Annotated in this window: 20 protein-coding genes; 5 read left to right on the plus strand and 15 right to left on the minus strand. The window is 38.5% G+C overall.

Annotated elements, in window-relative coordinates:
• Positions 1–65: 65 nt before the first annotated feature.
• Positions 66–1,781, plus strand: coding sequence for a proline--tRNA ligase (locus tag GFH30_RS09920; RefSeq protein ID WP_153372218.1), 1,716 nt, complete (start codon positions 66–68; stop codon positions 1,779–1,781).
• A gap of 60 nt (positions 1,782–1,841) precedes the next feature.
• Here the strand turns inward: GFH30_RS09920 and GFH30_RS09925 are convergent, their stop codons facing one another.
• The 9 genes from GFH30_RS09925 to GFH30_RS09965 all read right to left on the minus strand — a co-directional run bounded on the left by GFH30_RS09925 (position 1,842) and on the right by GFH30_RS09965 (position 12,837).
• Positions 1,842–3,167 carry a hypothetical protein gene (locus GFH30_RS09925; protein ID WP_153372220.1) on the minus strand — a complete coding sequence of 442 codons (1,326 nt, stop codon included), beginning with the start codon at positions 3,165–3,167 and terminating at the stop codon, positions 1,842–1,844.
• A gap of 27 nt (positions 3,168–3,194) precedes the next feature.
• Positions 3,195–5,543 (minus strand): DUF6160 family protein, encoded by a 2,349-nt coding sequence (locus GFH30_RS09930; protein WP_153372223.1) that lies wholly within the window; start codon positions 5,541–5,543, stop codon positions 3,195–3,197.
• A gap of 28 nt (positions 5,544–5,571) precedes the next feature.
• Entirely contained in the window at positions 5,572–6,303 is a 732-nt protein-coding gene (locus GFH30_RS09935; protein WP_153372225.1) for a hypothetical protein, read from the minus strand.
• An 11-nt stretch (positions 6,304–6,314) separates the two neighbouring features.
• Positions 6,315–8,300 (minus strand): hypothetical protein, encoded by a 1,986-nt coding sequence (locus tag GFH30_RS09940; RefSeq protein ID WP_153372227.1) that lies wholly within the window; start codon positions 8,298–8,300, stop codon positions 6,315–6,317.
• 237 nt (positions 8,301–8,537) lie between these two features.
• A complete protein-coding gene (gene dcd, locus GFH30_RS09945; protein ID WP_153372229.1) occupies positions 8,538–9,107 on the minus strand; it encodes a dCTP deaminase in 570 nt (189 codons plus the stop codon).
• A gap of 233 nt (positions 9,108–9,340) precedes the next feature.
• Positions 9,341–10,630 (minus strand): iron-sulfur cluster carrier protein ApbC, encoded by a 1,290-nt coding sequence (apbC, locus tag GFH30_RS09950; RefSeq protein WP_153372231.1) that lies wholly within the window; start codon positions 10,628–10,630, stop codon positions 9,341–9,343.
• Between the two features lie 145 nt (positions 10,631–10,775).
• Positions 10,776–11,153: a hypothetical protein gene (locus GFH30_RS09955; RefSeq protein ID WP_153372233.1), complete on the minus strand. Its 378-nt coding sequence runs from the start codon at positions 11,151–11,153 to the stop codon at positions 10,776–10,778.
• Between the two features lie 152 nt (positions 11,154–11,305).
• Positions 11,306–12,109, minus strand: coding sequence for a hypothetical protein (locus GFH30_RS09960; RefSeq protein WP_153372235.1), 804 nt, complete (start codon positions 12,107–12,109; stop codon positions 11,306–11,308).
• 113 nt (positions 12,110–12,222) lie between these two features.
• Positions 12,223–12,837, minus strand: coding sequence for a hypothetical protein (locus GFH30_RS09965; RefSeq protein WP_153372237.1), 615 nt, complete (start codon positions 12,835–12,837; stop codon positions 12,223–12,225).
• 150 nt (positions 12,838–12,987) lie between these two features.
• Between GFH30_RS09965 and metG the strand changes: the two genes are divergently transcribed.
• Complete coding sequence (gene metG / locus GFH30_RS09970) at positions 12,988–15,045, plus strand: methionine--tRNA ligase (RefSeq protein WP_153372239.1); 2,058 nt, start codon at positions 12,988–12,990, stop codon at positions 15,043–15,045.
• A gap of 56 nt (positions 15,046–15,101) precedes the next feature.
• On the opposite strand, the gene GFH30_RS09975 is transcribed toward metG, so the two are convergent.
• Entirely contained in the window at positions 15,102–15,866 is a 765-nt protein-coding gene (locus GFH30_RS09975; RefSeq protein WP_153372241.1) for a hypothetical protein, read from the minus strand.
• A 62-nt stretch (positions 15,867–15,928) separates the two neighbouring features.
• Here GFH30_RS09975 and GFH30_RS09980 point away from each other — a divergent pair, with 62 nt between their 5' ends.
• A complete protein-coding gene (locus GFH30_RS09980; RefSeq protein ID WP_153372243.1) occupies positions 15,929–16,900 on the plus strand; it encodes an MBL fold metallo-hydrolase in 972 nt (323 codons plus the stop codon).
• Positions 16,901–16,965: 65 nt separating this feature from the next.
• Here GFH30_RS09980 and GFH30_RS09985 read toward each other — a convergent pair whose 3' ends face one another.
• On the minus strand, positions 16,966–17,589 hold the full coding sequence (locus GFH30_RS09985) for a LysE family translocator (RefSeq protein WP_153372245.1): 624 nt from the start codon (positions 17,587–17,589) through the stop codon (positions 16,966–16,968).
• Between the two features lie 243 nt (positions 17,590–17,832).
• Entirely contained in the window at positions 17,833–18,057 is a 225-nt protein-coding gene (locus GFH30_RS09990) for an NF038215 family lipoprotein (protein ID WP_319923557.1), read from the minus strand.
• 122 nt (positions 18,058–18,179) lie between these two features.
• On the opposite strand from GFH30_RS09990, the gene GFH30_RS09995 reads away from it, so the two are divergent.
• The gene (locus GFH30_RS09995) at positions 18,180–19,037 is read left to right on the plus strand and encodes a 1-aminocyclopropane-1-carboxylate deaminase/D-cysteine desulfhydrase (RefSeq protein ID WP_153372249.1); all 858 of its coding nucleotides are present in this window, start codon (positions 18,180–18,182) and stop codon (positions 19,035–19,037) included.
• A 21-nt stretch (positions 19,038–19,058) separates the two neighbouring features.
• Here GFH30_RS09995 and GFH30_RS10000 read toward each other — a convergent pair whose 3' ends face one another.
• Positions 19,059–19,382, minus strand: a complete 324-nt coding sequence (locus GFH30_RS10000; protein WP_153372251.1) for a DUF4870 family protein — start codon at positions 19,380–19,382, stop codon at positions 19,059–19,061.
• Positions 19,383–19,570: 188 nt separating this feature from the next.
• Between GFH30_RS10000 and GFH30_RS10005 the strand changes: the two genes are divergently transcribed.
• Positions 19,571–20,770, plus strand: coding sequence for a BaiN/RdsA family NAD(P)/FAD-dependent oxidoreductase (locus GFH30_RS10005; protein WP_153372253.1), 1,200 nt, complete (start codon positions 19,571–19,573; stop codon positions 20,768–20,770).
• 13 nt (positions 20,771–20,783) lie between these two features.
• On the opposite strand, the gene GFH30_RS10010 is transcribed toward GFH30_RS10005, so the two are convergent.
• The gene (locus GFH30_RS10010) at positions 20,784–20,951 is read right to left on the minus strand and encodes a hypothetical protein (RefSeq protein ID WP_153372256.1); all 168 of its coding nucleotides are present in this window, start codon (positions 20,949–20,951) and stop codon (positions 20,784–20,786) included.
• Between the two features lie 99 nt (positions 20,952–21,050).
• On the minus strand, positions 21,051–21,239 hold the full coding sequence (locus GFH30_RS10015; RefSeq protein ID WP_153372258.1) for a hypothetical protein: 189 nt from the start codon (positions 21,237–21,239) through the stop codon (positions 21,051–21,053).
• Positions 21,240–21,288 lie beyond the last annotated feature (49 nt).

Consider the following 21,288-nt stretch of genomic DNA (forward strand, 5'->3'; position numbering starts at 1 on the left):
AATGTTCACCTCATTTTTTATTGTATAATCTCTGCTTTAACGCTTAATTTTTTAGGACAGTTTCCATGCGCGCGAGTCGCTTTTTATTTGCAACGTTAAGAGAAACCCCAAACGATGCTGAAGTTATTTCTCATCAGCTCATGCTTCGTGCCGGTATGATTCGTAAATTGGCTTCAGGTTTATACACTTGGCTGCCGATGGGTGTACGCGTTTTAAATAAAGTTGAAGCGATTATTCGCGAAGAAATGGATCGTGTTGGCTCACTTCAAGTATTGATGCCTGTGACTCAGCCTGCATCACTATGGGAAGAATCAGGTCGTTTTGTGCAATATGGTCCTGAACTATTACGTTTTAAAGATCGTCACAGCAATGACTTTGTACTTGGCCCAACACACGAAGAAGTAATTACTGACCTTGCACGTAATGAGCTTAAAAGCTACAAGCAATTACCTGCAAACTTCTACCAAGTTCAAACTAAATTCCGTGATGAAATTCGTCCACGTTTTGGTGTGATGCGTTCACGTGAATTCGTAATGAAAGATGCGTATTCTTTCCATATCGATCAAGAATCTCTACAAAAAACCTATGACGATATGTATGCGGCGTACTGCAAAATCTTTACTCGTTTAGGTTTGAACTTCCGTCCTGTGCAAGCCGATACCGGTTCAATCGGTGGTTCAGGTTCACACGAATTCCACGTTTTAGCATCAAGCGGTGAAGATGATATTGCATTCTCAACTGAATCTGACTATGCAGCGAACGTTGAAATGGCAGAAGCAGTACTTGTAGGTGAGCGTGCAGCTCCAACACAAGAACTCAAAGTTGTAGATACGCCAAATCAAAAAACCATCGCAGAAGTTTCAAACTTCTTAGGGACAGATGCAGCTCAATCTGTTAAAGCACTCCTTGTACAAGGTGTTGCGGAAGAAGGTAAAGATGCTCCTGTCGTGGCGTTATTCTTACGTGGTGACCACGAACTCAATGAAATTAAAGCTGAAAAACATCCTTTAATTGCAGCGCCACTTGCATTTGCAACTGAAGAACAGCTTGCAAAGCTTGGCTTAACTGCAGGTTTCGTGGGTCCTCAAGGTCTTGTTGAAAAAGGTGTGATAGTAATTGTTGACCGTGCTGCATCTGTGCTTTCAGACTTTGTTGCCGGTGCAAATATTGCTCACAAACACGCAACCGGTGTCAACTGGGAACGTGATGCACAGTTCACTGAAGTTTACGACTTACGTAATGTGGTAGAAGGCGATCCTTCTCCAGATGGTAAAGGCACTCTACAAATTAAACGTGGTATTGAAGTCGGTCATATCTTCCAATTGGGGCAAAAATACTCTGAAGCTTTAGGCTGTAAAGTCTTGGGTAAAGATGGTAAACCAACTGTAGTCACTATGGGTTGTTACGGCATTGGTGTAACACGTGTGGTAGCGTCTGCCATTGAACAAAACTTTGACGAAAAAGGCATTATTTGGCCGACCTCGATTACACCGTTTGAAGTTGCGATTGTGCCAATGAATGCACACAAGTCACCACGTACTGTAGAAGCAGCAGAAAGCTTATATGCTGAACTTCAAGCTGCAGGTTGTGACGTGTTACTGGATGACCGTGATGAACGTCCAGGCGTAAAATTCTCTGACCTTGAAATTACGGGTATTCCACACCGTATTGTGATTGGTGAAAAAGGTTTGGATGCCGGTACGTTTGAATATAAAGGTCGCCGTGATGCTGAATCAGTCAATATTTCGAAAGCAGAATTATTGGCGAAAATTGCTAAATAATTTGATTTAGATGCAAAAAATCCCGCGACATGCGGGATTTTTTATATCTTGGATTCTTTATTAGCAGAATTTAAGACCGCCGAAGCAATTGGATTTAAAATTTTGACCTTGCAGTGTTAAATTAACTAGAGGAAAATCTAAAGATGTTGTAAGCGGTATATTTCCAACACCAAGCGTGCTTCCTCCAATACAGCCTGATAGCAGATTACCGCAAGCTCGAGGATTATCAGTTAAATTTTTACTGATACCGGCAATGGTCTGCTGTAATACAGCATTTGAAATGTCTACATTTGTTGTTGGGCTTAAACTTCCTAAATCAACCTCATCCTCCATTGCAAGCCACCAGCCTTTATTGGCCCCAGCTGAAGCACCTGGCCATAAAAGGTTAACCTGCTGCAAAGACAAGGAAGCTGCATTATTTAAATATAAGGCATGGATTAACCCCAAATCTTGGGAAACCGAAATATCAGTTTTTAACCCTGTAATATTACCAGTTACAACTTTATCTAAATTCAAAAGACCTAAGACTTGGGCTGTTAAATCTCCATAGAAGTCTAATTGGCCAACAGTGCCTGACCCCTTAAGATCGACTTTGGTCATTCTTGAGCCCGATACTTGAGTAGAATTGATAGTAAATGGCGCATAGGCTGATTTTAAAATAAGATCGTATCCATTTGACTCATAACTAATTTCAAGACCTGAAGAACAAGAGTCACCTATTAAACATCCTGAGACTTTACCTTTAATAGGGTAATTGAATGTATTTTTGTCATAAATCATATGTCGTTCATTAGTAATTGCTGTTCCAGAAGCTTCTTTGGTTTTCATATAACCACTAAAAGATTTAATTCCATTCGGCGTTGAACTATTCTCCGTACCAAGTGTCATTAGACCAGCAATTTTTTCAGCGCTTACTCTAAAACCCAAAACTTCTCTAGTTGAAGCTAAAGTAGGATTTTTAATCGCAAATTGTATAAAAGGGTTTGTAATAACCGCCGATGTAGCAGCACGCTCATCAGATGTATAATCGCTTTTTATTGTTCCATCTGCATTTTTCACTAAGCCACTTAATGCAATATTATCAATATTGATATCACACGCCTGAGATGATTTCGCTGCTGCATTTGCATAGCCGCAACCCAACTGTAGACTCTTAATATTAGCGTTCAGCTCCATTTCTGCATCTAGACCAAGCTTATAAAAACCTATATTGGATTGATCGTAACTAATTCCCATCGAGTCCGTACTATTCGTCCCTGATTGATACTGCAAATTTAATAAAGCCTGCCCATCGACTTTGGACAATGATTGATCATCTAAAGCAATCATCCCATACGAATGAGAAACTGCAAACATGCTTAAAGCAGCTAATACTAAAATTTTCATATTAATTTCCCTGATTTTTAATTATTTTTAACGTGGCTTAATGCCAAGCGTGCTGCGCATTGATCCTCCAGTAAACGCAATATCTCCAATTTTCTGCATTTTCCCTACGCTAGGTGACAGTGCAACCTCTGCAGTAAAAGCTTTTCCAATAGTACTTTCATTTCCTAAACGATTAAAACTAACTTGACTATCTAAAACAGCTGTATCTTTTTTCATACGTACACGCGCTTCAGCTCCAACATCACCCTGCATCTTATTTAAGTTAATACTCGATACATTCACTGAATCTTCATTACTGATGCTGATATAGCTTCCAAGATTTTCTGCATCATTCTTTTCATCAGCTAATAGAGGTGTAAACTGAAAATTTGCCTTTAGCTTCAAATAATTGGTATCAGGTGTTGCTGAAGCACTTTCAATACCTGGAATAATAAAGAGTTTGCCATCGCCGTCTAATTTAAATGCAATACTAGCAAGTACATCATCTTTACGACCGAAATTATCGATTGGTACGATTTTCTTACCGCATTCACCGCCACAATTATATAGAGACCCTGGAAGTTGCCCTATTGCAATCTCAGCTTTTGCAGCAAATAGTAAGTTATCTGCTTTAATATATATTCCATTATCCTCAAAACCGATGACACCATTGGCTTTAATATAAGAGTCAATATTTCTCAGACCTGCATAATAGTTCACTTCTTCACCTTGAAGGACTTTACCACTTGTATCCTTCAAAGGCACACCATCACTGTCTTTTAATGTACGCTTTTCACCATCTAAAACCAATAAGGATGTAGTGTAGGAATTTCCAGTTTCACTATCATAATAATATCCATCCGTAGACATAGCTAAGTCAAAACCTAATCCACTCTTTTCATTTCCTAATTTATTGGTATATTTTTTTTCAAATAACCCTAAATTGGCATTCAAATTATATATAGGTATACCGATACCCCATGTACCTTCTGGGGCATTATTCTCAGGTAAAGAATTATCAGAAATAAATCTTGCTTTACGAGCAATTGCTTGGAAATCCATACCACGCACAGCAATAAGTGTCATAGTTTGAGGATCTATAGTGGGTGAGGGATTATAAATTATTTTATTATCAGGTAATTGTAATATATTTTTAATCTGATCATTTACAGCGAATCCTAAATTATCCGTGTTTACTGTATTTATATAAATATCACCAAAATTTATATAAGCATTAGCTGTACTTAAAGGTGCACCTTCAGCTTCAGATGTTCGTACATTCAAGCGAGTGAGATTAGAGAATTCGATAGCATAACTACCTGTACCCGTATGGCCTAACTCAAAAGTAGTGGGCGTTTTTCCACTTACTGTTGTTTTATCTTTATCTGCGCGCGTAAAATCTGCAGACATCCCCAAATGCAAACCACCGCCTTGAGTAAAATCGTAGCCTTCATTGTCAGCAATTGTACTTTTTACACCACCATTAATAACATGGAATGATGAAGCACCTTCTTGCTTAGCATTGAGCATAATCTTACCATTGGTCAAAGCACCAGATGCACCAAGACGGATTAAATTTCCTTGTGTTCCATCTTCACCATAACGCAGATCAATATTTACTCCTGGCTTTGTCTTTCCTGCGAACTCATTATCTTTTACACGATTTAATTCAACAAAATTCCCGGCATCACGTGTTTCCAAAATAATCCCATTATCAGGATCAATGAACATGTATCCATCGGCACTCAGATTAAAATTAAAATCTTTCAGTGTTAGATTCTGCCCATTCTGACCATATGAAATACTAGCATTTTGTAGTCTAAAGTCTAAATGGGCGCTATCATTCTGATTAAATAGTCCATTTTTTGTTTTTAAATAAACTTCAAGAGGAGATGTTGTTGAAATACTCAAGCTACCCAAATTCTGTGGTTTACTTGAATTTTTATAAATAATTTTTCCTGTCTTATCATCTCTTCTAATTTCACCACTGATATCTCTTTCAATAATACATTCAGATGGACATAACATAATCTGAGATGCAGCTAAAACAAAAGGTGAAATACTTGCTGAAAACTCTATACCAACACCATCTCTACTTTCACTGATTTCAGTTCTTCCCACATCAAAATCTATTTTAGATAGAATTGATGTGTTACCAGCATTCGCACTGATTTGAACATCATGCAGACCCAATTTAATTGGAGTTTTTCCATTTTCCGAATAATCTACCCAATTTAATTGATCTATATTCGCTCTCGACATTTCATGAGTAATACTAATTCCATCCTGACCAGTGACCGAACTAAGTGTTTGATCAGACATTACTTGCAGTGCATAACTTTGATTGGCTGCACAGATACAAGCTACGAGAAAATTTAATTTTATTATTGCTCTCACTCCAATTTCCTTTTGAAAGTATCAATAATTAGCAACGCGCATTCGCATTGCCTGTGCAATTAAAACCAAAAATCTTTAAATCACCGGACATATGCAAATTCCCATGCATATTAACGCCCATAAATCCTTTTTCACGCCCTTTATCAAAAGTTCCTATAGAAAGGGTTTGTCCATCATCCGCATAAGTTCCATCTGTCTTCTTATAGAACGTCTTAAAAGTATCTTCATACTTAGACAGCTTCATATAGCCTTTATCTTTTTCTGTTTTCCCTCCATTTTCATCAGTTTCTATACTTAAAGTTTCAAATCCTAAATTTCTTATTTTTATAGGGTTTGCATCACTAAATCTAACATTTAAAGCCGTCTTAGGAGTTAAGGCTGGATCAGCATAAACTATTGTAGAGCCTTCAATAGCAAAACTATCAATTTGCACTGTTCCTTGAATCTTTTTAAAAACTAGCCATTTCTGATTTTCATTTTCATCTTTATGATTATTTGGCGAAAATGCTAATCGGCACTGAATATCATTTTTACAGCTATATCCATAATAAACTTCCTTATCGCCTTGATTATTTACCCCCCAAATGTCTGTTAAAGACATTTCGTTCGCGTAGCGGTGATTTAAAGATAGTGTCCAGCTTAGATCAGCGCCGCCTTGACCATAAGTATTTTGCATTTGAGATGAATCTAAATTTGTTAATGTAGCATGCGCTATGCCAGTTAAAAAAAATAATCCAGTAAAATAAGATTTATTGATCATTATCTTCATCCTTATAATCCTGTAGTTTTAATCTTTAAATGCTGAATAAGAACCCCATCTATCGCAACAGAACCAAGATTAACTGGACTACCTGATAAGTTTTTAAAAACGATACCTGTTGCATTGCTTCCTGTTCCTGCATTAATTCGCTTAGTAGATGCATCATATGCTGCTGTACCAATTGTAATACTGCTATGAGTTGCCGCACTGCTCTGATATGTTGCACCGCCAATAGAAATATTTTTACCGCACTCATATACACTGCATGTTGAACCTGAAATCTCATATATGCCTGTAGTACCAGTTTCAGGATTTTTGACTGAAAGAGAAGCCTTTCCTGTACTAGAGTCAACTGTGATATTTTTATTAGCACTATCAGTGTCTGAGTAATAATTATAAATTTTAGTATATATTTCAGGAATATTTGGGATTCTTGTTATTTCTAAAATAATATTATTGGTATCAGACCCAATAATAAATGGCTGATACATATTACCCAGTACTAAGTTAATATTAGGACTGTACAAATATAATCCTTCATTCTTATTAAACAGTGGTGCTGTTCCACCATTTAATGCTGGCGTAGCAGCTGCTGGCGTAACTGCAGGCTCCTGTTCAGCGGTACTGATACGAATTGCTTTATTATTATTAAGCGCAGTAAAGCTAACATTGCTTGGAGTTAAGTCTGTATTTAGCCTTAAAATACTTGCCATACCTAAAGTCGAATTATACTGACTGTTCTCGGCATTCTTTGTTTCCATTGTTTGGAACAATCTCAATTGCGTACCGTCAATTGACAATCCATTTGCTACAAATTGAAGCCTTAATCTCGAGTTTGCAGACAAATCACTGCTATCTATCGGAGCTCCTGTTGCTTCATCTACTAAATAATCAGAATTCCAGCTCCTTGAAAATAAATCAGCCCAGAATCCCATTTTAAACACATTAGGAGATAATGTTGAAAGCAATGGAGCCTCAAGAGCTAAATACCCTACATCTCCTGGTGTATTCTCAAATTGGCGTACGCCTTTTTCTGTACCCGCCCTAAAAAGCCAAGGATTTTCTGCGGTCCCCCAATTAAATCCACTATTACTGAATCTTTGATTTAAATCACTATTCGACGCTGAAAGCGCAAGACCGTAAATAAATACATCAGCTTTATTCTTAGTGTTTCCAAAAGCAGCGACAGCCTTTGTACGCAAACTTGACCGGCTCTCAGCTGTATCCAAAACATTTTTAACATCACTATCAACTTGCTGTGCAGCATAATTCTGCATAAGCAAGCTTGTTCTTGCATTGGCTAAGAAATCAGCTTCATTATTAATTTTTGCTGTGACTCTATTTTCTATTTCGTTGATCCATGCTGTTGTCTTCAAATCTGCATTTGCATCTGCTATAGCGGCAGCTTCCTTTCTTTCTTTACTCCATGTTCCATAACTCCATACATTGCTGTATTTATTATCCAGATAATATTGTATACGCTGGGAATATACCGTATCTGGAGTGGCTCTAGATGTCTCAAAATTTTTAAAATCCGTATAGCGTAAATTCCTTACCTCAGCTTTAGCCAAAACCAGCTGCTGATTATAGATATTTGTTTTTTGAGCAGCATTATTCAAAGAAGAGTTATAAACATTCGCTTTAGAAGTCGCATATTGCGCTTGATACGCTTTTTGATATTCCTGTTCATATAATTTTGAAAATTCTTTTTGATAACTACCACCCGTTGGAATAATACGAATAAAGCCAGTGTCATATGCTTCAGGTTTCTTATAAGGATCTATAGCGTTGTAAGTTGAATTTTTAGAAATATCATTCGGTCCTTGAAATACCATCTTGAAGTTATCTAAAACAAGTGCAACACCTTCACCGGTTGTATCAGAAAGTGAATGATCAGAGAGTTCCTGCATAGCATGTGCAGTAGGGAGCATCATTAAGCCAATGGTTAAAGCTAAATAACGTCTACGAAAACGATGAAAACGTACCAATTCTGTCATTTCTAACTTCCTTCTTTTATGATGCTCCGCATCTCTATCCTGCTAGCTTCCCAGCCTTCGCCATTCAATTTATACGACGCATTCCGCATCTATTTTTATAGATATACAGCATCTATTATGCTTATTTTTAATCCAGATACCAAAGTCAACCGACTAAAAAACACAAGTTTCCGATGAATGAAATCTCAAAAAAAGAAACGGGGCAAAATGCCCCGTTTATTCAATATCTTAACAATTTTATGCTTTTGGCAAAGTGACGCCTGTTTGACCTTGGTATTTACCACCACGGTCTTTATACGAGGTTTCACATACTTCATCTGATTCGAAGAACAGCATTTGTGCCACGCCTTCACCCGCGTAGATACGCGCAGGCAAGTTGGTTGTATTTGAGAACTCCAATGTCACATGACCTTCCCATTCAGGTTCAAGCGGTGTGACGTTCACAATAATACCGCAACGTGCATAAGTCGATTTACCCAAGCAAACCGTTAATACATTACGTGGAATGCGGAAGTATTCAACCGTACGTGCTAAAGCAAATGAGTTTGGTGGAATAATACACACATCAGATTCGATATCGATAAAGCTTTTATCATCAAAGTTTTTCGGGTCAACAATCACCGAATGAACATTGGTAAACACTTTAAATTCGCGTGCGCAACGTACATCATAGCCATAGCTTGATACGCCATAAGAAATGAGTTTTTCACCATTTTCATCGAGGCGAACTTGGTTTTCTGCATACGGTTCAATCATGCCGTGTTTTTCGCTCATTTCGCGAATCCAACGATCAGACTTAATAGCCATTTAATTTCTATCCAAAAAGCTTAAATTCAAGATTAGATGTACTTTAACTGAAAACACGCTTAATGAAAATAAGTCAGGTGAGCAGCGTCCTGATTTGCATTCAGATGGGTAGAGATATTAAAGATGAATCAATGCGATTTTGATGCGTTGTAAATTTAAAAATTAAAATATAGCTCTATAAAAATAAAGCCTGTCGAAACAGGCTTGAAACGTACCAAAGCAAATTTACAGCATTAGAAAATACGTGATTGGTCTTTTTCAACTTTTGGTAATTGCGCGGCAATTTTGGCTGCTATCGCTAAGTAACTTTCTGCTGCTGCATCACCTGCAATGACGGATGGTTTACCTAAATCGGCATTTTCACGTATAGATGCATTTAACGGTAAACGTCCGAGTAATGGGATTTGATACTGTTCAGCAAGTTGATCACCACCGCCTGTACCAAAGATTTGCTCTTCATGACCGCAGTTTGAGCAGACATGAGTCGACATATTTTCAATCACGCCCATGACCGGAATTTGTACACGGTTAAAGAGTTCAATGCCTTTGGTCGCATCAAGCAGTGCCACGTTTTGTGGTGTGGTCACAATCACCGCACCGGTTACCGGAATGCGCTGCGCCAAAGTCAATTGAATATCGCCTGTGCCCGGTGGCATATCAATCATCAAAACGTCAAGATCAGGCCACAAGGTTTGGTTAAACAATTGCATTAAAGCACCCGTCGCTTTTGGACCGCGCCAAGCCACAGGGGTATTGTTATCCCCTGTTAAATGACCAATCGACAGTACCGCCATGCCATAGGCTTCAATAGGTACAAATTGTTCTGCTTCTATCATTGGCGTGCGACCAGCATTACCCAGCATAGTCGGAATACTTGGACCATAAATATCAGCATCCAATACCCCTACTTTTAAACCCATTTGCTGCAAAGCCAGTGCAAGGTTCACAGTCGTCGTTGATTTACCCACTCCACCCTTACCAGATGACACCAAAATCACATTTTTAATGCGTGGATGTTTTGGTACATCACGTTGCTGTGGTGCAGGTTTTTGAATTGGGGGGTTATTTGCATCGACTTCTGTCGTTTGTTCTGCTTTAGCTGCTGTTTTCGGCACGCTTGCTGAAGCATCCACCACAGGCGGTAAGTTATTTTTAGCAGATGTAGGTTCAGCTTTTTGGCTTGAACAGCTTTCGCCTTCGCTATGATTGTGTCCACAGCCGCCTTCTTTGCCGTGACCACCTGTTTTTTGTTGAATCACATGCATATTCAATTCTTGAATACCGCATTTTTCTAAGGCATCGGCAAGTTCATCATGTATTTGTTGCAGTTGGTCTTTTTCGCTTGGCAGTGTATTGATGGTAATTTGCAGCACCGCACCTTGTACGTTCACCTGTGTAATTCGATTTTTTAAAGCATTACTCGAATTTGGCAAAACGTAGTTTTGTAGTACCTGCTGAACCGCTTCCTCGTTTACCTCTTGCGAAGGTTTAAAAACCGATTTAAGCGAAGAAAGCCACGACATAGGTTACTCCAAAACTGTGAATAGTCATCTGAATGGCTTAGTTTAACGAGGTTTTAACCGAAGGTTAAGTATTGCTTTTTCTTGCATGCCGATATTGCATAAAAAAAACCAAGCAATTTGCTTGGTTTTTTTAATTTCACTGGCGTTAAGCCTGATCGTCTTTTTTAAATTTAGCCAACGTATCACTGGCTTTTTGTTTCAGCTCACCAAATTTGGTCGTCGCTTGTGCCTTCAGATCATCAAATTTATCAAGTGCATCATGCTTCAGATCTTGTGCTTTCTCTTTCGCGACATCCAATTTAGCACTCGCTTCTTCCTTTAAGTGCGCCAAGTTTGATGCTGAATCAGAAGTTGTATCTTCGGTATTGTCTTTTAAAGCTTCAACTGTTTCTTTGGCATTTTCTTTAATAGTGTCGGCTTTTTCTTCAACCGCATGCTGTGCTTCTAACGCTGTTTCACTCAGCTTATGACCTGTTTTTTGTGCCTGCTCTTTTATTTCATTTAAATGCTTATTGTTACTCATGCAAAATACTCCGTCGCAAGTTCACTTCATTTCCCTATTAGGTATAGCGCAATTCCGAGCCAATTCATGTGAAAACTGCATTTTGCAACAGAGATGCTACACAATGTTGCATGTATAGCATCTGCATTTGACCAAGAGATTTGTCGTTTTGCTTAGGCTTTGACGGTACTCATGAAACTGACCGCAGAGAACAACCAAATAAATAAGATAAAACTACGTGCTTGGTTAAAGTTTTCTACATCTGTGCCATGCAGCATATTATGACGCGTCATGGTCACATTCGAGCTTGAGTCCATTTTATAAGCCGCAAGTTCGGCAAAGTACGGATTCAATTCAATCGCAATTTTTGACTTATGCCACAAGCTTTTAATCTCGTTTGCTTTTAAACCCGGCACAATTTTATAAACATCGACAAACTTGGTACCGTTCTGTTTTAAGAAGCCTGTCTTGAGTAAAATATCAGTCAAGATGCCTTCAAGCTGTGCATAGACATTTGGAATACAACCCGTATAGAAGCCAAGTTTGTACATTTTCAAGCTTTCAAGCAGCACCAAACGGCGCTTGGCTTTGATCTCTTCATCAATTTCCAAGGCATCAAAAGCTTTGAGTATTTCGGTTTGAAAATATTCACTGTTAATCATATCGAGCAAGTCAAATTGCTCAATAGCTTCAAATTGATGGATCATCGGCCAAAAATGCATGAGGTTTAATGCATCATTGGCAAACTTAGCCCCAATCGGTTGATCAAGTTCATCGGCAAGCACTTGGAAGTAGGCATCTTGCGCTGATAAATCCATTAAAGTTTTGATGAGCAGCGTATGTTCGTCGGCCGAGATCTCTTCAAGATATTGTGCGGCATCTTTTAAAATTTGCTGACCCAATTGTTTTTGACTCGCGGCATTTTGTTTAATACGCGTGACAGGTTGGTCGTCTTCATAGTCGTCATAATCATTCATGGACGGCTTACTCTTTTCATCAATGCAATAAAGCTATTATCCACGAATCCACGCACACTGGCATTCTTAAGTCAGAAGTTTTAACGATTTAACTTAACTTTATTGCGTGACCTTTAATAAAAGTGCTTCACACTAAATAATAGCCTTTGTTCTTCTATAACCGCCCAATAATCAGGATTACCATAACGTGGAGCAGCTTGTTCAAGCTTTTTAAATATAGGCTCCTGACAAGCTTGTTCTACATTTTTAAGATATTGGTCTGAACCAAATACGATAAATGAATCTCGAAATCTTTCTTGCCTCAGCAACTGCAACCATGGATCTGAGACCACATAATGGATATTAGAATGCCATGTCTTCCAACGTTTCTTCACCGTTGGTCTAATGCACTCAATCTGTTCAACAGACTTTGCTTTATTTAGCTGCCATTGCTTTAGGAATGCTCGTTTGGTTTTTTCATTCAGCGGATAAACCATCACCGATGCCCCCCAATCACCACCATGACGACGGCTAAAGTAAAAAATGGGATCTGCTAGATGTGGGAACTGTTCTCGATCAGCTTTAAGGGATTGATTCCATCTTTCTTGATAGCGCCGATCATCTTCTATTTTGAATTTAATCGTTAAGCTCAAGATCATAAACAGACATGGGATGACCACAATATATGTAAATACTTTCAATACTCTTTTAAAAAAATTTAGCATTGTTTTATCTGTTGTTATTTTCATTGATATATAAACAGATTATCAAACTTTAATGATACTTATGTTTAAGCGATCAGCATTTTTAAAGAATTCACCAAAAGCCTTATGCAAGTTTTGCTGATCTCAGGTAAAATCATCCACCTTGCATAATATACGAATGAGAGAGTCATATCCGTGCGTAATATCTTAGTCACCAACGCCCTTCCATACGCCAATGGCCCGATCCATATGGGTCACCTACTTGGTTATATCCAAGCTGATATTTGGGTACGTGCGATGCGTGCAATGGGTCATGATGTGACTTATGTCTGCGCGGATGATGCTCACGGTACAGCGATTATGCTTCGTGCTGAAGCAAATGGTATTACGCCTGAAGCGCAAATTGCCAATGTGCAAAAAGAACATATGCGTGATTTTGATGGTTTTGGTGTGCACTTTGACCACTATGACTCGACCAACAGCGAAGAAAATAAAAACCGCTCATCTGAGATTTATATCAAAAACCGTGAAGCAGGCAACATTGCTGTTCGTCCTGTAACGCAGTTGTTTGACCCTGAAAAAAGCATGTTCTTGTCGGATCGTTTCATTAAAGGCACATGCCCAAAATGTAAAGCGGAAGATCAATACGGCGACTCATGTGAAGTATGTGGTACAACCTATAACGCAACTGAATTACTCAATCCAAAATCAACATTAAGCGGTGCAACACCGATTGAGAAATCATCAGACCATTACTTCTTTAAATTGCCTAACTTTGGTGAATACCTGCAAAAATGGACACGTGACGAAGGTCGCCTACCTGTTTCGATTGCCAACAAACTGGATGAATGGTTTGAAAATGGCTTAAACGATTGGGACATTTCACGTGATGCGCCATACTTTGGTTTTGAAATTCCAGATGCGCCAAACAAATACTTCTACGTTTGGGTCGATGCGCCAATTGGCTACATGTCGAGCTTTGAAAACTATATTAAAACCAAGCGTCCAGAATTAAGCTTTGACGATTACTGGAAAAAAGATTCTAAAAATGAGGTATATCACTTCATTGGTAAAGACATCGTGTATTTCCATGCATTGTTCTGGCCTGCAATGCTTGAAGGTGCAAACTACCGTACCCCAACAGGTTTATTCGTCAACGGCTTCTTGACTGTTAATGGTCAGAAGATGTCAAAATCTCGTGGTACGTTCATTAAAGCAGAAACTTACCTTGAACATTTAAACCCTGAATACCTACGTTACTACTTCGCATCTAAACTTTCGGACAAAGTTGAAGATTCTGACTTAAATCTTGATGATTTCGTTCAGAAAGTAAACTCGGATCTTGTCGGTAAAGTAGTCAACATCGCTAGTCGTTGTGCGAAATTCATTAACACTAAATTTGACAATAAATTGTCTGCAACGTGTGCAGAGCCTGAATTGGTGCAAAGCTTCATTGATGCGGGTGCTTCAATCGCTGCGCAATATGAGTCACGTGAATTCTCTGCTGCCATTCGTGAAATCATGGCGCTTGCGGACAAAGCCAACCAATATATTGATGAGAAAAAGCCTTGGGCACTTGCGAAAATTGAAGGCGAAGAACAACAAGTGCATGACGTATGTTCTGTTGGTATTAACTTATTCCGTCAATTGGCAGTTTACCTTGCGCCTGTACTTCCAACACTGGCAAAACAAGTTCAAGACTTCTTGCAATTGGAATCTTTCGACTTCGCTTCTCGTGAAATGATTTTAGTCGGTCATGAAATTGCATTGTTCCAACCGCTTATGCAACGTGTTGATCCTAAAGCAGTAGCTGCAATGGTCGATGCATCTAAAGATTCTTTAGCTGCACCTGCTGAAGCACCAAAAGTAGAAAAGAAAAAAGAGAAAGCCAAAGAGAAGAAAGCTGAACCTAAAGTCGGTGAAGCTGAAATTATCGGTATCGAAGACTTTATGAAAGTTGACCTACGTGTGGCTGAAGTTCTTGAAGCGGCTCACGTTGAAGGTTCTGATAAGCTTTTACAACTCACTTTAAATGTTGGTGAAGCTGAGCCACGTAACGTATTTAGCGGTATTCGTGAGTTCTATGAGCCTCAAGACCTTAAAGGAAAATTGGTGGTGATGGTGGCAAACCTTGCTCCACGTAAGATGCGTTTTGGTATTTCTAACGGTATGGTTTTAGCTGCCGGTAATGGCGATGGTGTTTGGGTAATTTCACCTGAAACTGGTGCTAAACCGGGTGATAAAGTGTCTTAAGATTTAGGTCTTAGATAAGAAAAAGCCTCTACGTTGTAGGGGCTTTTTTATTATTATCAAATTATGTTTTTATCTTTCAAAGCCTGTTTTACATGCCATTGTAGTCTTTTAAAAGAATGATTATCTAATGCTCGTTGACCTGTTAGCATTGAACTAAAAAATATAGGTACATCTTTTGAACATTCATTCCAGCTTAGTAAATCGTATCCCTTGTCTTCATCAAAGGTAATTCCCCAATCGGCACTATCACCTAAATTTATTTGTTCTTTTATTAATTCTGATGCAAATGCATTAACCACAACAATTAAACAAGGTTGTAATTCCTTAATTAACCTTGTGGATAATTTGAATTGAGCTTCTCCGAAAGAGTTTAGCTTTCCACCCTTCTCAAGAATCATTTGTTTAAAATCTTTTTGGCTAGTCTTTCTATAGAAAAATAAATCAATATGGTTCCATGCCAATTTTTTATCATTATTTTCAAATGGGAGTAATTGCTCAAACTTATTGAAATAAGAATGTTGTGTTTTTTCGTTATCATTTTTTTGATACGCCCAAGAATCCAATAAATTGATTTGATTGATATATTCATCATCGTGGGCTGACCAGTTATAAATATCTTCAAATCCTACTTTTACCTTAGAATTAGTAATTGCACCTCTTACGTACTCGTCTTTAAAGGATGGATTCATACCTATGAATAATATTTTATCTTTGTCTTCTGGGGTAAATTTTTTATAGAAAATAGGACAAGGATGTTTCCCACTTTCATTTTTAAAATTTTCCTTCCATATTTCTAAAATTTTTTTATTAATTTCATTCATTGTTATTCTCTTATGCTGTTATAAGAGAAAATATATTTTAATTATAATTTATAGGCAATACCATGAAAACTTTAAAACCCCTATTCCTAGCATTCGCCCTAAGCACCACAGCCCTGACAACCCAAGCAGTTGAACCCACCACCATCCCAACGCAAAAACAAGTCGCTGGCTACTACCATCATCAAATCGGCAATATCCAAATCACCGCCCTACTCGATGGTACAAACTACTTAAACCCATCCATGTTTAAAGGCTTAAATGACAGTGAAAAAACCGATATTCTTAAAAAATACGCAGCAGTAAACGACAAAGGTATCCAAACCTCAGTCAATGCCTTTCTCATCAATACAGGCAATCAACTACTCATGGTCGACAGCGGTGCTGCAAGCTGCTTTGGCGCACACTTAGGTTCAATCTACAACAACCTCAAAGCTTCAGGATATCAGCCTGAACAAGTGAATAGCATTTTCCTGACTCACTTACATCCTGACCATGTTTGCGGGATCTCAAACAATAGTGTGGCGAATTATCCAAATGCCACCCTGCATATTTCAAAAACGGAATATGACTATTGGCTGAATCCAAATACCGTTAAAAAATTACCAAAAGAAAAACAAGCAGGCTTTTTAGGGACGGTTGAAAAAATCAAAGCGGCACTTGCCCCTTATGAAAAAGCCGAACAGATTAAGGTCTTTTCAGATAAGTCATTGCGCTTTGGCGATATCGAATTTAAACCATCCTTTGGACATACACCGGGACATTACAGCTTTAAACTTAAAGCGGATGGTCAGGATGTGGTCTTTATTGGCGACATCGTGCATTCACATACCTTACAGTTTGATAAACCTGAAACAGCGATTGAGTTTGATATCGACCCACAAACTGCAGTGCAAACACGTTTAAAGCATTTTGCTGAATATGCCAAAGATGGACAGTTGATTGCAGCACCGCATTTACCATTCCCGGGGCTTGGTCATATTTATTCTAAAGATGGAACAAGCTATCACTGGATGCCGGTGCATTTTAAAGACTAAAAGCATAATGTTAAGCCTTCTCTCTCTGGGAGAAGGCTTGGATGAGGGCTAGTGAAATTAGAAAATCACTTCATCCCAAAAATGAGTTTTAAACCCAGCACTGTCATAACCGCACCTGCTGCACGGTCAAAATTACTTTTAAATCTTAAATAAACTGCTCGTGGTTTTTCTGCCGACAAAGCCACGGCAACCAACGAACACCAACCGCCATCAATGCAAAAACAAAGTAATGGCAAAACAAAATAGAAATACAACGGAATGTCTTTAGGTAAAAGTGCTGTAAAAATACTGGCTAAAATAATCGCAATTTTAGGATTAGACAATTGGGTAATTAAACCCGTGGTATATGCACGGCGATAAGACATTTGTTTGCCAGCAATCTCTTCTGATGCAAGCGGTTCTTTGGCATGTTTAATAATTTTATATGCCATCCAAAGTAAATATAAACCACCACAAATTTTAAGCGCTAAATACGCAGACGGCACAGCCAACAAAAAGGCTTGTAAACCGAGTACAGCCAACAATCCAAAAATCGCAGCACCTGTACCTGTACCGAGCGCTGTAAATAAACCATGCTGACGTGAAATCGCAATTGAATTTTTAGCAACATAAATTGATGTTGGTCCAGGACTCATTGCACCCAACATCAGCGCAAAAGCGATTGAACCTAAAATCCAAAATGATTCCACAAGACCACCTACCATGATATTTGGCAGGCATTTTACAAGCTAAGGCTCTGAATATCTCCCTATATTTAGCCAACAAAGTATCAATTGACCAAATTATTCTCTACAAAAATCGATATCAGTAAAATTATTTACTAACAATATTAAAAAGTATGATTTTTATGCAAAACCTGATATTTCAGAACAAAAAAAGGCGCATCCTATCATCACGAATGCACCTTCTGTATTACTGATCGCTTGATTTTTTTACTTTAAAGGATCTGCTGGTAACGGCATTACAGGTTGCTTTTGAATAGCAACTTGATCTGCTAATAATTGATAATCACGGTCATGTACAGGCACACCGCCTATAATCATGCTACGCGTTTGTGGCGTATTGCGGTTGTCTATTGGATCGCATGCTGTGAACGACACAGCAAACATACTTATAAAAATTAAGGATCGGATTTTCATTTTATTCTTCCTGATCATTCCCTTCCTATCAGCATAGCAAAACTGACCAAAATAACAGCAAAAATATTGTCGCAAATCATTTGATCAAGATCGTGTGATATTCTCGTGATTATCCCAACCACATCAATTTCCCTCATTTTATGTTCGACCCTTTTGCTCACCAGATACCTGACCAAGACATTTGTATTGCTGATACCACCTTAAGCATTCGACGGTTGGATTTGGTACATCCACAGATTTCGGGCAATAAGTTTTATAAACTCAAATATAACTTTCTCAACGCACAACAATTAGGCTTAAAACAAGTCCTGACTTTTGGTGGCGCATATTCTAATCATATTGCAGCGACGGCGTTTGCAGCACAGCAATTCGGCTTTGACAGTATTGGGATTATTCGTGGGGAAGAATTAAAGTCCAAAGCGCTGAATCACACCTTAAAAACCGCTAAAGATTTGGGTATGCAGTTGCATTTTGTGAGTCGTGAAGAATATCGACGTAAGCAACAGCCTGATTTTGTAGCTGAATTGGAACAACAGTTTCCTCAGGCTTATTTTATTCCTGAAGGCGGTACAAATCAGTTTGCCATTCAAGGTTGCAAAGAAATTTTAAAACCAAGCGATGCTGTGTTTGATCTGATTTGCTGTGCAGTGGGTACAGGCGGCACAATCACGGGGTTAATTGAAGCAAGTCAGCCCCATCAACAGATTTTGGGTTTTTCGGCTTTAAAAGGCTTATTTTTAAATGATGATGTTGCCAAACTGACCACTAAAACGAATTGGACCATTGTGGATGATTATTGCTGCGGCGGTTATGCCAAAACCACGCCTGAACTTATGCAATTTATTACAGCGTTTGAAGCTAAATATCACATTCCCCTAGAGCAAATCTATACGGGAAAAATGCTGATGGGCTTAACGGATCTGATTCAAAAAGGTCGCTTGCAAGCGCGTAAAATTTTAGTCATTCATTCTGGGGGCTTACAAGGGCAATCGTTTTAACCTGCCCTTGTGTGTCACGCATTAAGTAATGGCTTTGTTGTCATTGAGTGCCATAAGTCCTTTGACAATACGGTAAATATGCCAGACCAACACCACAATAAGAATCGGAATACCAATTAAAACAAAGCTCAACACGAAGCCCACGATATAGCCGATTAAGGTGACCCAAAAGGTTTTAATTTGCCATTCAATATGGCTTTCAAGCCAAGTTCCCCGACATTCATCGCGTTTTAAATAGTTCATAATAATGGCAATAATATTGGTCAAGCCACCAAATACAAAACCAAGCAAATACAAAATATAAGTAATTAAATTATGTTGTTTTAAATTTGCGGTATCTTGCATACCCGTCTCCTGTTGTTGTCTTTTTTCATTCATGACTATTTTTTAATATGCCTGAGGCAGTGCCATCACACAATCAATTTCATCCGAATCTGTACGTCCTTGTACAAGCATCTTGCCATTTCAATTTTTGCATCAAGTGCCTTAAAAATTGTCTATAATGCCCTCTTTTATTCTCCTTTGAGCGTTTCATGTCTTCCAAGCAATACGATGTTTTAGTCATTGGTGCCGGTGCATCAGGTTTAATGACCGCTTATATGGCAGCGCAGCGCGGTCGTCGTGTTGTTGTGGTGGAAAAAGCCAATAAAGTCGGTAAAAAAATTCTGATGTCGGGTGGCGGTAAATGTAACTTTACCAATCTCTATGTTGAGCCTGAAAATTTCATCTCGCATAATCCGCATTTTGTGATTTCAGCATTGACGCGCTATACCAATTGGGACTTCATTGGTCTGGTCTGCGAATATGGCATTGAGTACGAAGAACGCAAACATGGACAATTATTTACCTTAAATGGTGCAAAAGAAATTTTGTCGATGCTCCTTTCAGAATGCGATAAAACGGGCTTGGTCGACATAAAAACCAATTGTGATGTCAAAGCCGTGAATGCTGTAGATGGGCAAGGTTTTCAAGTCGCAACGTCATTGGGTTATTTTGAAGTGGAATCTGTGGTGGTGGCATCGGGTGGTTTGTCTATTCCAACCTTAGGCGGTTCTGCCATTGGTTACGAGATTGCCAAACAGTTTGGACATCATGTTTATCCGACTCGTGCAGGCTTAGTGCCCTTCACATTCTCAGATGGTTTTAAAGAAGTAACAACGCGCTTAAGCGGGAATGCCGTTGAAGCAACGCTTTCTAATGATCTCAACAGCTTTACCGAAGCATTATTGTTTACCCACCGCGGTCTGAGCGGTCCAAGTTCATTACAACTGTCGAACTACTGGAATGTCGGTCAAAGTTTTAGTATCGATTTCTTACCAAGTGTTGATTTAAACGAATTATTTAAAGCCAAAAAACAAAGCCAACCGAAAGTCCTATTAAGAACTTTATTGACTGAATATTTTCCAAAGAGTGTCGTGCTTGAGCTACAAGCATTAATCTGGGCAGACATGGCTGAAACTGCAATTGGTAATTTAAGCGATGAAAAACTTGAACATATTGCCAAGCGTATTCATCAGTTTGAAGTCAAACCGTCGGGAACTGAAGGTTACCGAACCGCAGAAGTCACCTTAGGCGGTGTCGACACCACTGAAGTGTCATCTAAAACCATGGAAAGTAAAAAGCAAAAAGGCTTATTCTTTATTGGTGAAATTTTAGATGTATCTGGGCATTTGGGTGGATTTAACTTCCAATGGGCATGGTCATCAGCACATGCCGCATCAGAATATGTGTAATGGGTTTTCAGGTTTAATCTAAATAATCTGTTTTAAATAAGCTGAGATTGGTCGTTTGATTTAAACGATCAATCGTCATATTCATTTTAATCAGTGCGTGTTGAATATGAGTCGGACATTGATCTTGCTGTGTATTCGCGACCCTATGCCGAAGCATATTGAATAATTTAGAAAACTCCATCTTCTAAACTCCTTTTTATTGAATGTTATTGGTTTTCAATTTTCTAAAACTGAAAGATAAATATATTCAAAAAATACGCTAAGAATCAAGAAGGAATCATTACTCTGTCGACTCGTCAAATTTCGATGGCGGATCTTGAGGTGTTTGATCCTGAGTTTTCTCCTTAGACATATGGCTATGCCGCTTTGAATCAACAAAAATAAATTTATAGGCAGCACCTAAAAATCCAATGGTAATCCCTGCAATGGCTAAAGGTGCTAACAGTGTGTTGGGCTTTTTAGAAGACATCAAATCTCTCCTGCAATGATTAAAATGTAGATTCAAATTAAAATCGACC

It is taken from the genome of Acinetobacter wanghuae (assembly GCF_009557235.1).
In the GTDB taxonomy this organism is placed as follows: Bacteria; Pseudomonadota; Gammaproteobacteria; order Pseudomonadales; family Moraxellaceae; genus Acinetobacter; species Acinetobacter wanghuae.

Bases quoted from the DNA above. Each gene is read 5' to 3' on its own strand.
- GFH30_RS09920 (WP_153372218.1), top strand. From the start codon at position 66: ATGCGCGCGAGTCGCTTTTTATTTGCAACGTTAAGAGAAACCCCAAAC.
- GFH30_RS09925 (WP_153372220.1), bottom strand. From the start codon at position 3,167: ATGAAAATTTTAGTATTAGCTGCTTTAAGCATGTTTGCAGTTTCTCAT.
- GFH30_RS09935 (WP_153372225.1), bottom strand. From the start codon at position 6,303: ATGATCAATAAATCTTATTTTACTGGATTATTTTTTTTAACTGGCATA.
- GFH30_RS09940 (WP_153372227.1), bottom strand. From the start codon at position 8,300: ATGACAGAATTGGTACGTTTTCATCGTTTTCGTAGACGTTATTTAGCT.
- dcd (WP_153372229.1), bottom strand. From the start codon at position 9,107: ATGGCTATTAAGTCTGATCGTTGGATTCGCGAAATGAGCGAAAAACAC.
- apbC (WP_153372231.1), bottom strand. From the start codon at position 10,630: ATGTCGTGGCTTTCTTCGCTTAAATCGGTTTTTAAACCTTCGCAAGAG.
- GFH30_RS09955 (WP_153372233.1), bottom strand. From the start codon at position 11,153: ATGAGTAACAATAAGCATTTAAATGAAATAAAAGAGCAGGCACAAAAA.
- GFH30_RS09960 (WP_153372235.1), bottom strand. From the start codon at position 12,109: ATGAATGATTATGACGACTATGAAGACGACCAACCTGTCACGCGTATT.
- GFH30_RS09965 (WP_153372237.1), bottom strand. From the start codon at position 12,837: ATGAAAATAACAACAGATAAAACAATGCTAAATTTTTTTAAAAGAGTA.
- GFH30_RS09975 (WP_153372241.1), bottom strand. From the start codon at position 15,866: ATGAATGAAATTAATAAAAAAATTTTAGAAATATGGAAGGAAAATTTT.
- GFH30_RS09980 (WP_153372243.1), top strand. From the start codon at position 15,929: ATGAAAACTTTAAAACCCCTATTCCTAGCATTCGCCCTAAGCACCACA.
- GFH30_RS09990 (WP_319923557.1), bottom strand. From the start codon at position 18,057: ATGATCAGGAAGAATAAAATGAAAATCCGATCCTTAATTTTTATAAGT.
- GFH30_RS09995 (WP_153372249.1), top strand. From the start codon at position 18,180: ATGTTCGACCCTTTTGCTCACCAGATACCTGACCAAGACATTTGTATT.
- GFH30_RS10000 (WP_153372251.1), bottom strand. From the start codon at position 19,382: ATGCAAGATACCGCAAATTTAAAACAACATAATTTAATTACTTATATT.
- GFH30_RS10005 (WP_153372253.1), top strand. From the start codon at position 19,571: ATGTCTTCCAAGCAATACGATGTTTTAGTCATTGGTGCCGGTGCATCA.
- GFH30_RS10010 (WP_153372256.1), bottom strand. From the start codon at position 20,951: ATGGAGTTTTCTAAATTATTCAATATGCTTCGGCATAGGGTCGCGAAT.
- GFH30_RS10015 (WP_153372258.1), bottom strand. From the start codon at position 21,239: ATGTCTTCTAAAAAGCCCAACACACTGTTAGCACCTTTAGCCATTGCA.